Source organism: Streptomyces sp. NRRL B-1140 (genome assembly GCF_001280065.1).
In the GTDB taxonomy this organism is placed as follows: Bacteria; Actinomycetota; Actinomycetes; order Streptomycetales; family Streptomycetaceae; genus Streptomyces.
Window position 1 is genome coordinate 87,529 of record NZ_LGEA01000002.1, and the last position, 13,929, is coordinate 101,457.

The 13,929-nt window shown below is 72.4% G+C and carries 9 protein-coding genes; 3 read left to right on the forward strand and 6 right to left on the reverse strand.

Going from position 1 to position 13,929, the window contains the following annotated elements; translation table 11 throughout:
* Positions 1-77: 77 nt before the first annotated feature.
* Positions 78-1,883 (forward strand): hypothetical protein, encoded by a 1,806-nt coding sequence (locus ADK65_RS02385; protein WP_053668098.1) that lies wholly within the window; start codon positions 78-80, stop codon positions 1,881-1,883.
* Here the strand turns inward: ADK65_RS02385 and ADK65_RS02390 are convergent.
* The 3 genes from ADK65_RS02390 to ADK65_RS02400 all read right to left on the reverse strand — a co-directional run bounded on the left by ADK65_RS02390 (position 1,855) and on the right by ADK65_RS02400 (position 5,046).
* Complete coding sequence (locus ADK65_RS02390) at positions 1,855-2,577, reverse strand: alpha/beta fold hydrolase (RefSeq protein ID WP_053668099.1); 723 nt, start codon at positions 2,575-2,577, stop codon at positions 1,855-1,857. The genes ADK65_RS02385 and ADK65_RS02390 overlap by 29 nt on opposite strands.
* A 74-nt stretch (positions 2,578-2,651) precedes the next feature.
* Positions 2,652-3,485 carry an alpha/beta fold hydrolase gene (locus tag ADK65_RS02395; RefSeq protein WP_053668100.1) on the reverse strand — a complete coding sequence of 278 codons (834 nt, stop codon included), beginning with the start codon at positions 3,483-3,485 and terminating at the stop codon, positions 2,652-2,654.
* 58 nt (positions 3,486-3,543) lie between these two features.
* Positions 3,544-5,046: an acyl-CoA synthetase gene (locus ADK65_RS02400; protein ID WP_053668101.1), complete on the reverse strand. Its 1,503-nt coding sequence runs from the start codon at positions 5,044-5,046 to the stop codon at positions 3,544-3,546.
* A 186-nt stretch (positions 5,047-5,232) separates the two neighbouring features.
* On the opposite strand from ADK65_RS02400, the gene ADK65_RS02405 reads away from it, so the two are divergent.
* Positions 5,233-7,671, forward strand: coding sequence for a penicillin acylase family protein (locus tag ADK65_RS02405; protein ID WP_053668102.1), 2,439 nt, complete (start codon positions 5,233-5,235; stop codon positions 7,669-7,671).
* A 58-nt stretch (positions 7,672-7,729) separates the two neighbouring features.
* Here the strand turns inward: ADK65_RS02405 and ADK65_RS02410 are convergent, their stop codons facing one another.
* Both ADK65_RS02410 and ADK65_RS02415 read right to left on the reverse strand, forming a co-directional pair.
* Positions 7,730-9,280, reverse strand: a complete 1,551-nt coding sequence (locus ADK65_RS02410) for an acyl-CoA synthetase (RefSeq protein WP_053668103.1) — start codon at positions 9,278-9,280, stop codon at positions 7,730-7,732.
* The gene (locus ADK65_RS02415) at positions 9,277-10,389 is read right to left on the reverse strand and encodes an NAD(P)H-dependent flavin oxidoreductase (protein WP_053668104.1); all 1,113 of its coding nucleotides are present in this window, start codon (positions 10,387-10,389) and stop codon (positions 9,277-9,279) included. Before ADK65_RS02415 ends, ADK65_RS02410 begins: the two co-directional genes overlap by 4 nt.
* Before the next feature lie 149 nt (positions 10,390-10,538).
* Here ADK65_RS02415 and ADK65_RS02420 point away from each other — a divergent pair, with 149 nt between their 5' ends.
* Complete coding sequence (locus tag ADK65_RS02420) at positions 10,539-12,320, forward strand: serine hydrolase domain-containing protein (RefSeq protein ID WP_053668105.1); 1,782 nt, start codon at positions 10,539-10,541, stop codon at positions 12,318-12,320.
* A 4-nt stretch (positions 12,321-12,324) separates the two neighbouring features.
* Here the strand turns inward: ADK65_RS02420 and ADK65_RS02425 are convergent, their stop codons facing one another.
* Entirely contained in the window at positions 12,325-13,902 is a 1,578-nt protein-coding gene (locus ADK65_RS02425) for a phytoene desaturase family protein (RefSeq protein ID WP_107092199.1), read from the reverse strand.
* Positions 13,903-13,929 lie beyond the last annotated feature (27 nt).

The following is a 13,929-nucleotide window of genomic DNA, read 5'->3' on the forward strand; positions in this document are numbered from 1 at the left end:
CGTACTGGTGGTGGCAGACGGGCCCACCGGGGCTCTGTTCGGCATGCCATCGCAAGACCGCACGGAAGGACCACCGGGTGTCGCTCTTCACTCGCTCCCGTCAGCTTTCGGACGACACGGCCGAGGGCGGGGCGAAACCCGATGGAGACACCGGCACGGCGGATCCGGTGGACGGCACCGCCATGGACGACGCCGCCGAGAACGCCGCCCCGGCACCGCCCCCGGCGACGAAGCCCGGCTGGTTCGGCTGGCGGCACCGCTACCCCCGTGCGGCACGGGGCGTCTCCCTGGGTACGACCGTGCTGGCCGGGGCCCTGGTGCTGTTCGCGCTGCTGGTGCCGAACCGCATCGAGCGCATCGAGTTCGCGTCGTTCGTCCGCATCCCCGCCGAGGGAGTCCTGCTCGCGGGCCTGCTGCTCGCCCTGCCGCCGAAGCCCCGCCGGATCACGTCGGTGGTCGCGGGGGCGTTCCTCGGGCTGCTCACGGCCTTGAAGTTCACCGACATGGGTTTCTACCAGATCCTGGCCCGGCCGTTCGACCTGGTCCTGGACTGGATCCTGATCCAGAACGGCACGGACTTCCTGAGGGAGACGTTCGGGCGCACCGGCCAGGTGCTGGCCGTGGCCGGGGTGATCGTGCTGCTCGTCGCGCTGCTCGTCCTCACCACCCTGGCGGTGGTGCGGCTGACGAACCTGATGGTCCGGCACCGGCCGGTCGCGGGCCGTACGATCCTGATCCTCGGCACGGCGTGGATCACCTGCATGACGCTGGGGGTGCAGATCGGCACCGTGCCGGTCGCCACCAAGGGCAACGCCGAGTTCGTGGGCAACCGGGTGGACCAGGTGCGCGCGGGGCTGCGGGACGCCCGGATCTTCGACAAGCAGGCCTCGGTGGACGCCTTCGCCAAGACGCCGCCCGACCAGTTGCTCACGGGGCTGCGCGGCAAGGACGTGCTGTTCACGTTCATCGAGAGCTACGGCAGGGTCGCGATCGACGACCCGGCGATGGCGCGGCAGACCGACGCCGTGCTCACGGAGGGCACCGGCAGGCTGAAGGCGGCCGGTTTCGAGTCGCGCAGCGGCTGGCTGCAGTCGCCGGTGACGGGCGCGGGCAGCTGGCTCGCCCACTCGACGTTCCTGTCCGGACTGTGGATCAAGAACCAGCAGCGGTACCGCAGTCTGACCACGAGCGATCGCATGACCCTGACGAAGTACTTCGGCAAGACGGGTGCCTGGCGGACCGTCGGCATCGTGCCGGGTGTGCGCCGGGCCTGGCCGGAGGGGAAGTACTTCGGTTTGGACCACATCTACGACTCCGAGCATCTCGGCTACCACGGCCCGTACTTCAGCTGGACGCCCGTGCCGGACCAGTTCAGCCTGGAGGCCTTCCAGCGGCTGGAGCACGGCAAGAAGGACCGCGAGCCGATCATGGCGGAGATCATCCTGGCCTCCAGCCACAACCCCTGGTCCCCCATCGCCCACATGATCGACTGGAACGACCTCGGCGACGGCTCGGTGTTCCACCGGATCAAGAAGGAGGGCACCGACCCCACGGAGGTCTGGAAGGACCCTGAGAAGGTGCGCGCCGAGTACCGCAAGGCCATCGAGTACTCGATCCGCAGCCTGACCGAATGGGTCGAGCGCTACGGCGACGACGACACGGTGCTGGTGTTCCTCGGTGATCACCAGCCGGTGCCGACGGTCCTCGCCGGGGACACCGGCAAGGACGTGCCGGTGACGATCGTCGCCCACGACAAGAAGGTCCTGGACCGGGTCGCCGACTGGGGCTGGACGGACGGCCTCAAGCCGGCCGGGAACGCGCCCCGATGGGGCATGGACAAGTTCCGCGACCGCTTCATGACGGCGTACGGGCCGCAGGGCTGAGGAACTCCGTCACGGCCGCGAGGAACTCCCTCGGACGGGTCTCGTGCACGAGATGTCCCGCGTCGAGGGTGATGTGGCGGGAGTCGGGGAGCAGTTCGGCGAATGCGGCGATCTGCTCCTGCGGGATCGGGCTGCTCGGCCCGCCACCGATCAGCAGCGTGGGCATGGTGATCCGGCCCATGTGGTCCCACCACACGGGGTTCGGGGCGTTGCGCTGTTCGTCGGTGGCCAGGATCATGTCCCAGTCGTACGGCGTGTCCCCGCCGGGCCGTTCCGCGCGTGGGCGGGGCGGGTCCAGCGGGAAGGGCGCGGGCACGTCCTCCAGGACGAGCCGCCGCACGAGCCCCGGACTGCGCTGGGCGAGCAGGTAGGCAACGGCGCCGCCGAGCGAGTGGCCCACGACGTCGGTGCGGTCGATGCCGAGCACGCCGAGGAGGGCGTGGATGTCGTCGCGCATGGTCTCGTACGCGTATCCCCCGGGCCAGTCGCTCCGGCCGTGTCCGCGCAGATCGGGGGCGTACACACGGCGGGGCCCGGCGGGTCCGGTGGCCAGGGCCGGGGCGATCGGCGTCCAGTCGGCGCCGTCGGCCCCGCGGGCGTGCAGCAGGACAAGGGGCTCCGCGTCCTGCGGTCCCCAGACGCGGTAGGCCTGAGTGATGCCGTTCGCCCGCACGGTGCGTGGTGTTGTGTCCATGCCGGGCACGCTAGGCGAAGAGTGCGCCGGAGCCGGAGCCGCTCTGCCGACAGCAGAGGCGCGTGCGTCCCTGGTCAGGAGAAGAAGGCGGCCACCCGCTGCGTGAACCCTCGCGGGTCGTCGAGCCACGGGTAGTGCCCCGCTCCCGGCTGCACCGCGAACTCGGCCGCCGGGAAGGCGTCCGCGGCACGCCGGGCGAGCGCCGGGCTCGGACCGCCGTCGACCTCACCGGCCAGGACGAGCACGGGAGTTCTCACCCGGGCCAGCGCTCCGCGCGTCGTGGCCTGTTCGTAGGCGCCGTCGCCGCCGTAGACCTCCGCCGCGTCGTCGTTGGTCTCGGTCTCCTCGCGGTCGGCGTGGGCCCGGGCGGTGTCGTCCCAGCGTCCGTAAAAGAACGGGAGGAACACCGGGTCGAAGTCGCCGGTGCCCTCCAGCCAGGCCACGAACGCCGGGAACGCGTCCGGGAACCAGGGTTCCGACGCCCGCAGTCGGGCCGCCGCGAGCCGGTCCCCGGGCGTGGCCGGCCACCCCAGTGCCCACGGGGTGGCGGTGACCAGCGCCAGCCGTCCCAGCCGCTGCGGATACCGGGCCGCGTACAGCATGGCCAGACTGCCGCCCGCCGAGTGCGCGAGCACGTCCATCCGCTCCAGGCCCAGATGGCTCCGCAGCGCCTCGACGTCGTCCACGAGCCGGTCGCAGCGGTACGTCCCGGGATCCGCCGGCGTCTCGGACTCCCCCGTGCCGCGCAGGTCGAGGAGGACCAACTGCCGGTGGGCGTCCAGTCCGCCCAGGTCTCCCAGGTAGGCGGAGGCGCGCATGGGTCCGCCGGGCAGCACGACGAGCGGCTCGCCCGCACCGCGCAGGTGGAAGGCCAGCCGGGTCCCGTCCGGGGCACCGAAGATCGGCATGCCGTAGATCCTCGCGTCCGGAGCCGGTCCGGCACAACCCGGTTCCCCGGACCGCGCGCTACCCGTTCCCCAGGACGTTCCTCAGCTCGCGCTTGAGGATCTTGCCGCTGGCGTTGCGCGGGAGTTCGTCCACGAACACCACCCGCTTCGGCGCCTTGAAGGGGGTCAGTCGCTCCCGGACATGGTCGATCAGTTCCGCTTCCGAGACCTCGCCCCGCGGCACGACGACGGCCGTCACCGCCTCGATCCAGCGCTCGTCCGGCAGGCCCACGACCGCCGCTTCGGCGACGCCGGGGTGCGTGTACAGCGCGTCCTCGACCTGCCGTGAGGCGATGACGACCCCGCCGGAGTTGATGACGTCCTTCACCCGGTCGACGATCGTGAAGTAGCCGTGTGCGTCGCGCACCGCGAGGTCGCCGGAGCGGAACCAGCCGTCGCGGAAGGCCTCGGCGGTCTCCTCGGGCTTGTCCCAGTAGCCCTCGCACAGCTGCGGGGAGCGGTAGACGATCTCGCCGGGGGCGCCGTCGGGTACGTCCTCGCCGTGCTCGTCGACCACGCGCGCGTCGACGAACAGCACGGGCCTGCCACAGGAGTCCATGCGGCCCTTGTGCTCGTCGGGCGCGAGGACCGTGGCCAGCGGGCCGATCTCGCTCTGGCCGAAGCAGTTGTAGAAGGCCAGGCCCGGCAGGCGCTCCCGCAGCCGTTCCAGTACCGGGACCGGCATGATCGACGCGCCGTAGTACGCCTTGCGCAGGCCGCTCAGGTCGCGGGTGGCGAAGTCGGGGCGGCCGGACAGGGCGATCCAGACGGTGGGCGGCGCGAACAGGCTGTCCGCACGGCCCGCTTCGATCAGGTCGAAGAGCCGGTCGCCGTCGGGTGCGTCGAGGATGATGTTCGTCGCGCCCACGGCGAGGTAGGGCAGCAGGAAGACGTGCATCTGCGCCGAGTGGTACAGCGGCAAGGAGTGCGCGGGGCGGTCGCCCGCACTGAGGTCGAGAGCGGTGATCGCGCTCAGGTACTCGTGCACCAGGGCCCGGTGCGTCATCATCGCGCCCTTGGGCAGGGCGGTCGTCCCGGAGGTGTAGAGCAGCTGCACGAGGTCCTCGGAGCGCGGCTCGGGGCCGTCGTGGGCGGGTGCCCCGGGCAGCCGTGCGAGCAGCGATTCGTCGGCGTCACGCAGCGGCAACGTCCGTACGCCGCTCGGCAGTCGCGCCGCCAGGCCCGGGTCGGTGAGGACCAGGGAGCTGCCGGACTGGCCGATGATGTAGGCGAGGTCGTCGCCGGTGAGGTTCTGGTTGACGGGTACGTGCACCAGCCCCGCCCGGGCGCAGGCCAGGAAGGCGATCAGATAGGCGTCGGAGTTGTGGCCGAAGGCGCCGACCCGGTCCCCGGGGGCCAGCCCCTGGGCGAGGAGGATGCTCGCCGCGCGGGAGACGGCGTTGTCGAGTTCGTCGTACGTCCAGGTCCGCTCGGCGTACTCCACGGCGACGCGCGCGGGTGTGCGCCGGGCGCTGCGCCGCAGGACTCCGTCGACCGTGCTGCCATGTCCGGGCGTCGTCATGGCACATGATCCTCTGTCGGCCACCCGGGGAGGTCAAGGACCCCGGGCGGGCCGGGAGCCGGGGCGCTGACCGGCCGCGAGCAACCCCGCCGCGGTCGACGGCGTCCGGTGTCATGAAACCGGCGGACGTGCGAACCAGGTTCGTACCCACGTCACTCCTTTCCCTCGACCATGTTGGAGGGCACGATGCGCAGCCGTCTGAGACGACTCGTTCTCGGGGCCACGGCCCTGTTCACCGCCGCGTCGGCGTTACCCGCGGCGGCCGCCACAACCCAGCAGCGGGCAGAGCGACACCTTTCCGGCGACGGCCACTCGGCCGTCATCCGCTACACCGAGTACGGCATTCCGCACATTCTCGCGAAGAACTACGCCGACCTGGGCTTCGGCACGGGCTGGGCGCAGGCCGCAGACGAGGTGTGCACGCTCGCCGACGGGTTCGTGACGCTGCGGGGCGAGCGGTCACGGTACTTCGGCTCCGACGCGCCCGCCGGCGGCGACCTCTCGGCGGCCAGGACGAACCTCACCAGCGACCTGTACTTCGGCGGGGTCCGCGAGAGCCGCACCGTGGAGAAGCTGCTCGCCGAACCCGCGCCCGTGGGTCCCAGCCGTCAGGTCCGGGACATGATGCGCGGCTGGGCCGCCGGTTACAACGCCTGGCTGAAGCAGCGGAGTATCACGGACCCTTCCTGCGCGGGCGCGTCCTGGGTCCGGCCGGTCTCCGAACTGGACGTTGCGGCCCGGGGCCTGGCGATCGCCTCGATCTCCGGCGAGGGGCGGTTCGTGGAGACGATCACGACCGCGCAGCCGCCGGCCGGAGCCACCACCGCCCCCGGCGCCCCGTCCGCCCGCACGCCGGGCGGAAAGGCAGCGGCGAAGGCCGCGGCGGACGCGGCAAAGGAGCTGTGGGGCGATCCCGGCATGGGCTCCAACGCGGTCGCCTTCCGCGGTGACACCACGGCGAACGGCCGTGGCCTGCTGCTGGGCAATCCGCACTATCCGTGGGACGGCGGGCGGCGGTTCTGGCAGTCGCAGCAGACGATCCCGGGCGAGCTGAACGTGTCCGGCGGTTCCCTGCTCGGCACCCCGGCGATCTCCATCGGGTTCAACGCACACGTGGCGTGGAGCCACACCGTCTCCACCGGCATTCCGGCCGGCTTCCACCGGCTGACGCTCGATCCGGCCGATCCCACGGCCTACCTGGTGGACGGCAGGCCGGAGCGCATGAAGAAGCGGACCGTGACGGTCGCCGTGAAGGACGGCGCCCCGGTCACCCGCGCTCAGTGGTGGACCCGTTACGGCCCCGTCGTCACCTCCCTCAGCTCTCAGGTCCCGCTGCCGTGGACCGCCGGGACGGCCTACGCCCTCAACGATCCGAACGCGGCCAACCTCCGCTTCTCCGACACCTCGCTCGGCTTCGGCAAGGCGCGCAGCACGGCCGACGTCCTCGCCTCCCTCGACCGGCACCAGGGCATCCCCTGGGTGAACACGCTCGCCGCCGACCGCGCGGGGCACTCCCTGTTCACCCAGTCCCAGGTACTGCCCCGCATCACCGACGAGCTGGCGCAGCGCTGCTCCACGGACCTCGGCAGGACCACGTACCCGGCGTCGGGGATCGCGATCCTCGACGGCTCGCGCGGCGACTGCGCGCTCGGCAGCGACCCCGACGCCGTCGTGCCGGGGATCTTCGGCCCGTCGAGGATGCCGACACTGAAGGACGCCCCGTACGCGGAGAACTCCAACGGCACCGCGTGGATGACCAACGCCGACCGGCCGCTCACGGGGTACGAGCGGATCTTCGGCACGGTGGGCACCGCGCTCGGTCTGCGTACGCGTGGCGCGGTCGAGGACGTCGCGGCGATGGCGGACCGCGGCGGACTGACCGTGCGCGACCTGCAGCGGCAGCAGTTCGCCAACCGGGTGCCCGCGGGGGATCTCGCCGCCGAGGACGTGGCACGGGCCTGCTCCGCGCTGCCCGGCGGTGCGGCGACGGGCAGCGACGGCACGACGGTGGATGTTTCGGCGGCCTGTGGGGTGCTGAAGGCGTGGGACCGCACCATGGACACCGGCAGCCGGGGAGCGCTGCTCTTCGACCGGTTCTGGCGCAGGCTCGAACAGACGGTGCCGGCCGACCGGTTGTGGAAGGTGCCGTTCTCGGCGGCGGACCCGGTCCGCACGCCGAACACGCTGAACACCGAGGCGGCCGGTTTCCCTGCCGCCCTCGCCGACGCGGTGGCCGAGCTGCGGAGAGCGGGCATCGCGCTCGACGCGCCCCTCGGCGCGCACCAGTTCGTCGTGCGCGGCGGTGAGCGCCTGCCCGTGCCGGGCGGCGCGGGGCGGCTCGGAGTGTGGAACGTGCTCGAACCGACGTGGGACGCGGCCGGCGGCGGCTACACGGATGTGCCGTTCGGGTCCAGTCATCTCCAGGCGGTCGGCTGGGACGGCAGCCGCTGTCCGGTGGCCCGCACGCTGCTGACGTACTCCCAGTCGTCGAACCCGAAGTCCCCGCACTTCGCCGACCAGACGCGGCTGTTCTCCGGTGAGAAGTGGGTGGCGTCGCGCTTCTGCGAGAAGGACATCGCGTCCTCGCCGAAGCTGAGGGTCGTGCGGGTGCACGAGCGTCGCTGACCGTGCGCGAGGGGTGCCGCTCCTCGGGGGGCGGCACCCCGCCCGCTCCGGCGGGGGCTCACACCGGTCGCGTCCGGCCCTCCCAGTACGGCTCCCGCAGCCGCCGCTTGTACAGCTTGCCGTTGGGGTCCCGGGGCATCTCGGTGATGAAGTCGACGCTCCTGGGGCGTTTGTACCCGGCGAGCCGGTGGGCGCAGTGGTCGAGGAGGTCCGCCGCGAGGGCCGGGCAAGGCCGGTGTCCGGGGGCCGGTTCGACGACCGCCTTGACCTCCTCGCCCCAGTCGTCGTGCGGGATGCCGAAGACGGCGGCGTCGGCGACGGCGGGGTGGGCGAGCAGGGCCGATTCGATCTCGGCCGGGTAGATGTTGACGCCTCCGGAGATGATCAGGTCGATCTTGCGGTCGCGCAGGAACAGGTAGCCGTCCTCGTCGAGGTGGCCCAGGTCTCCGACGGTGAAGAAGTCGCCGATGCGGTTGGTGCGGGTCTTGGCCTCGTCCTTGTGGTACGTGAAGCCGCCGGTGGTCATCTTCATGTAGACGGTGCCGAGTTCACCGGGCGGCAGCCGGTTGCCGTCGTCGTCGAAGATCGCGAGCTCGCTGATGGGCCAGGCCTTTCCGACCGTGCCGGGCTTCTTCAGCCAGTCCTCGGCGGTGGCGAAGGCGCCGCCGCCCTCGCTGGCCGCGTAGTACTCCTCCACACAGGGGCCCCACCAGTCGAGCATGGCCCGCTTCACGTGGTCGGGGCAGGGCGCGGCACCGTGGATGGCGTGCCGCATGGAGGAGACGTCGTAGCGGTCCCTCACCTCGTCGGGGAGGGCCAGCAGGCGGTGGAACTGGGTGGGGACCATGTGGGTGTGGGTGCAGCGGTGGGTGTCGATGAGCCGAAGCATCTCCTGGGGCGTCCACTTGTCCATGAGGACCAGCCGGTGACCGATGTGCAGGGACGCGCCGGCGAACTGCAGGACGGCCGTGTGGTAGAGCGGCGAGCACACCAGGTGCACGTTGTCGTCGAACGGGCGGATGCCGAAGATGCCGAGGAAACCGCCGAGGTACGCCTCCTCCGGCGGTTTGCCGGGCAGCGGGCGGCGGATGCCGCGGGGGCGGCCGGTGGTGCCCGAGGTGTAGTTCATGACCCAGCCGAGCGTGCGGTCGGCTGGCGCCGACTCGGGCTGCCCGTCCAGGAGTTCGGCGTACGGGCGGAAGCCCTCGACCGTGCCGGCGGCGTACCGGTGGGTGGCCGGCAGGCCGGCCTCGTCGGCGGCGGGGCGGGCCGCTTCGGCGAAGCGCTCGTGGGCGAGGAGCACCTTGGCCCCGGAATCGGAGACGATCCAGGCGATCTCCGGTCCGACGAGGTGGTGGTTGACGGGGACGAGGTAGAACCCGGCCTGGCTGGCGGCGAGGTAGGCGGTGAGGAACTCGACGCCGTTGGGCAGGACCACCGCGAAGGTGTCGCCGCGTTCCAGCCCGGCCGCGCGCAGGCCGTGTACGAGCCGGTTGGCCGCGGCGTGCAGGCGTCCGGCGGTCCACTCCTCGCCGTCGGGCGCGACGAGTACCGTGCGGCCGGGATCCTCGGTGGCCTGGGCCCAGAAGCCCACGGGGGGTGTGCTCACGACTGTCCGCTCCTTCCGGCGATGCGGTTGACGCGGTCCACGGCCTGCTCGAAGCCGCGGGTGAGGTCGTCGAAGACGGCCCGGACGCTGCGTTCGCTGTTCATACGGCCGACGATCTGGCCGACCGGCGTGCCGAGCAGCGGATCGACCTCGTACTTCTGGATGCGCGAGACGGCCTCCGCCACCAGCAGGCCCTGCAGGGGCATGGGCAGGGTGCCGGGCCCGGCCGGGTCGTCCCAGGCGTCGGTCCACTCGGTGCGCAACTGGCGGGCGGGCTTGCCGGTCAGCGCACGGGAGCGGACGGTGTCGCCGGAGCCGGCCGCGAGGAGCTTGCGGGTCAGGGCGGGCGAGTGGAGGTCCGCTTCGGTGGTGGTCAGCCACAGGGAGCCCAGCCACACCCCCTGGGCTCCCAGGGTGAGGGCCGCGGCCACCTGCTGTCCGCTGCCGATGCCGCCCGCGGCCAGGACGGGCAGCGGTGCGACGGCGTCGACGACCTCCGGGGTGAGCACCATGGAGGCGATCTCGCCGGTGTGTCCGCCCGCCTCGTAGCCCTGCGCAACGACGATGTCGATCCCGGCGTCCTGGTGCTTGCGGGCGTGCCGGGCGCTGCCCGCGAGGGCGGCGACGAGGACGTCCTGGTCGTGGGCGCGGGCGATGACGTCGGCGGGCGGGGAGCCGAGGGCGTTGGCGAGGAGCCGGATCGGGTAGTCGAAGGCGACGTCCAGCTGGCTGCGGGCGACCTGCTCCATCCAGCCGGTGATGCGCCATCCGGACGCCTCGCCCTCGGCGAGTTCGGGCACACCGTGTTTGGCGAGGGTGTCCCGGACGAACTGCCGGTGCCCTTCGGGGATCATCGCCTCGACGTCGGCTTCCGTCACGCCCTCGACCTTCTTCGCCGGCATCACGACGTCCAGCCCGTACGGCCTGCCGTCGACGTGGGCCTCGATCCAGTCCAGGTCGCGCTTGAGTTCGTCGGGGGCGGTGTAGCGGACCGCGCCGAGCACGCCGAAGCCGCCGGCCCGGCTGATGGCCGCGGCGACGGCGGGGAACGGCGTGAAGCCGAAGACGGCGTGCTCGATTCCCAGGGTCTGGCTCAGCTCCGTCTGCATGGGCGCAGGATGCCGGAGTCCCCCGGAGGACGGAAGAGGTTTTCTGATGCTCCGTCAGATTGGTTGGGGGCTTTCCGCCGGATTCGCGGTGACACCCGGGGGACATACTTCCCGGGACATGCGAGGCGGTCGATGCGAAGGGATGCGCGGTGACGGGCAGAGCGGCGAACGGCGGACCGACCCGGCGTCAACTGGCCCGAGCGGGCGTGGCCCTGGGCGGTGCGCTCACCCTCGCCCCGTTGCCCGCGGGGCCCGCCGAGGCCGCTCCGGCAAGGAGCGGCCGCCGCCCCACCCTGCGGCACGGCTCCGCCGCACGCGCCGGGCTGCTCCCCTCCCATCTGCGCCGGCTCGTCGCCGACGCGGAGACGTTCCTCGCCCCCTCCCCCAAGCATCCCTGGTACGCGGGCGCCGTCCTGCTCGCCGGACGCGGCGGCACCGTCGCGCTGCACCGGCCGATCGGCATGGCGGTGCGCTACCGGGCCTACGACGAGAAGACCGACACGGGTGTCGAGTTCCCGCCCGGCGAGCAGATCCCCATGGCCGAGGACACCGTCTTCGACCTGGCGTCGGTGTCGAAGCTGTTCACCTCGATCCTCGCCGTGCAGCAGATCGAGCGGGGCGCACTGGGGCTGGAGGCGAAGGTCTCCTCGTACCTGCCGGACTTCGCCCGCGCGGGCAAGCAGGACATCACGATCCGTCAGCTCCTCACGCACACCTCCGGGTTCCGTGCCTGGATCCCCCTGTACGGTGCGCCCACGCACGAGGACAAGCTCCAGCTCATCTGGACCGAGAGGCCGGTCAGCGCGCCAGGCGCGGCGTATCTGTACTCGGACCTGAACCTCATCTCGCTGCAGCTCGTGCTGGAGCGCGTCACGGGCCGCACTCTGGACACCCTCCTGCGCGACGAGATCACCGCGCCGCTCGGCATGCGCCGCACCCGCTACAACCCGCCCGCGTCCTGGCGGCCGAAGATCGCCGCCACGGAGGACGCGCGTGCACCGTGGTCCGGCCTCGACCGGGGCCTGGTGTGGGGCGAGGTGCACGACGAGAACGCCTTCGCACTGGGGGGCGTCGCGGGTCACGCGGGTGTGTTCTCCGACGCCTGGGACCTCGCGGTCCTCGGCCGTACGCTGCTCAACGGCGGCGTCTACGGGCGGGCCCGCATCCTGAGCCCGGAGTCGGTGGAGCTGATGTTCACCGACTTCAACACCGCCTTTCCCGGAGACGAGCACGGCCTGGGCTTCGAGCTGTACCAGCACTGGTACATGGGTGCGATGGCCACGCCGCGCACGGCCGGGCACACCGGCTTCACCGGCACCTCGCTGGTGCTGGACCCGACGACGGACTCGTTCCTGATCGTCCTCGGCAACTCGGTCCACCCGGTGCGGAGCTGGCGTTCCGGTTCGGCCCCCAGGGTCGCCGCGGCGAACCACATGGCGCGGGCCGTGCCGGTCCGGCCGGCGCGGGGACGCACGGCCTGGTTCTCCGGGACGGCCCTCTCCACGACGGCGACCCTCGCCCTGCCCGCGCTCGACACGTCCGCCGGCCGGGCGCGGCTGCGCTGCGCGCTGTGGTGGGACATCGAGCCGGCAGCCGACGTGCTGGTCCTGGAGGCCTCGGCCGACGGCGGCACGAGCTGGCAGCCCGTGCCCTTCACCACCTTCCGCCGCGGTCAGCACCCTGAGCAGCACCCGTCGGGCTCGGTCACCGGCTGGTCCGGCCGCGTCTGGCACGGGCTCACCGCCGACGTACCCGCCGCACGGGAGCTCACCCTGCGCTGGCGGTACACGACGGACCGGCTGTACGTGGGGCGCGGCTGCTACGCGGACGGCCTGCGTGTGGAGGACGCCGGGGACCTCCTGTTCGACGAGCGGCGCCCGGCGGACGCGGCGCGCGTGCAGGCCGTGGGGTGGACGCGGGAGGCCGACTGATCAGTCACCCTCCGGTGTTCTCCAGCACGGCCATGGCGGCGTTGTGTCCCGGCACCCCGCTGACCCCTCCCCCGCGCACCGCGCCCGCCCCGCACAGCAGCACGTTCGCGCGGCCGGTCTCCACGCCCCAGCGGCCGGTGCCGTCCTGGGCGTAGGGCCAGCTCAGCTCGCGGTGGAAGATGTTGCCGCCGGGCAGGCCGAGGTCCCGCTCCAGGTCGAGCGGGGTCCGGGCCTCGATGCAGGGCCGTCCGTCCGCGTCGGTGGCCAGGCAGCCGGCGAGGGGTTCGGCCAGGTGGGCGTCGAGCTGAGCGAGGGTGGACTTCAGCAGGTCCTCGCGAGCGGCGTCGTTGTCCCGTTCGAACAGGCGGGCCGGGGTGTGCAGGCCGAAGAGGGTGAGCGTCTGGTAGCCCTGCGCTGCCAGGCCGGGGCCGAGGATGGTGGGGTCGGTGAGCGAGTGGCAGTAGATCTCCGAGGGCGGCGCGGCGGGCAGGTGCCCGGCGGCGGCCTGGGCGTAGGCGGTGGCCAGTTGCTCGTAACCCTCGGCGATGTGGAAGGTGCCGGCGAATGCCTCGCGCGGGTCGACGGCGCTGTCGCGCAGCCGGGGCAGCCGCTTCAGCAGCATGTTCACCTTCAGCTGCGCGCCTTCGGCGGGCACCGGCGGCGTGTCGCCGGTGAGCTCCGCCAGGGCCCGCGGTGAGGCGTTCACCAGGACGTGCCGGGCGGCGACGGTGCCTTCGCCGTCGGCCGTGCGGTACGTGACCTCTACGGTCCGGCCGTCCGTGGCGATGCGCTGCGCCTCGTGGCCGGTGGCGAGGACCGCTCCGGCCGCACGCGCCGCGCCGGCGAGGGCGTCGGTGAGCGCGCCCATGCCGCCGACCGGCACGTCCCAGTCTCCGGTGCCGCCGCCGATCACGTGGTAGAGGAAGCAGCGGTTCTGCTTCAGGGAGGGGTCGTGGGCGCCGGCGAAGGTGCCGATGAGAGCGTCGGTGAGGACGACACCGCGCACCAGGTCGTCCTGGAAGTGCTCCTCCACGGCGACACCGATCGGCTCCTCGAACAGCATCCGCCAGGTCTCCTCGTCGTCGAGGCGGCGGCGCAGTTCCTCGCGTGCGGGCAGCGGTTCCGTGAGGGTCGGGAAGATCCGCCGGGCGGCGCGGCCGGTCCTGCCGTAGAACTCCTGCCAGGACCGGTACTCGCGGTCGGAGCCCGTGAGCCGGGCGAACGCCTCCCTGGTGCGGCGCTCGCCGCCGCCGACGAGGAGTCCGGTGGACCGGCCGTCGCGTTCGGCGGGTGTGTAGGAGGAGACGGTACGGGTGCGGACCCGGAAGTCCAGCCCGAGGTCCCGGACGATCTTCTTCGGCAGCAGGCTGACCAGGTACGAGTAGCGGGACAGCCGGGCGTCGACCCCGGTGAAGGGCCGGGTGGACACCGCGGCGCCGCCCGTGTGGTCCAGCCGCTCCAGGACCAGCACGGAGCGCCCGGCCCGGGCCAGATAGGCGGCGGCGACCAGGCCGTTGTGGCCGCCGCCGACGATGACGGCGTCGTAGGTCCGGTGTGCGCGGGGTCCCTCGGGTGCGGTCATGGTTCTTGGTAACACGGGGTGATCCGG

Coding starts and splice junctions, on each gene's coding strand:
- ADK65_RS02390 (WP_053668099.1), bottom strand. CDS start 2,577: ATGGACACAACACCACGCACCGTGCGGGCGAACGGCATCACTCAGGCC.
- ADK65_RS02395 (WP_053668100.1), bottom strand. CDS start 3,485: ATGCCGATCTTCGGTGCCCCGGACGGGACCCGGCTGGCCTTCCACCTG.
- ADK65_RS02400 (WP_053668101.1), bottom strand. CDS start 5,046: ATGACGACGCCCGGACATGGCAGCACGGTCGACGGAGTCCTGCGGCGC.
- ADK65_RS02405 (WP_053668102.1), top strand. CDS start 5,233: ATGCGCAGCCGTCTGAGACGACTCGTTCTCGGGGCCACGGCCCTGTTC.
- ADK65_RS02415 (WP_053668104.1), bottom strand. CDS start 10,389: ATGCAGACGGAGCTGAGCCAGACCCTGGGAATCGAGCACGCCGTCTTC.
- ADK65_RS02425 (WP_107092199.1), bottom strand. CDS start 13,902: ATGACCGCACCCGAGGGACCCCGCGCACACCGGACCTACGACGCCGTC.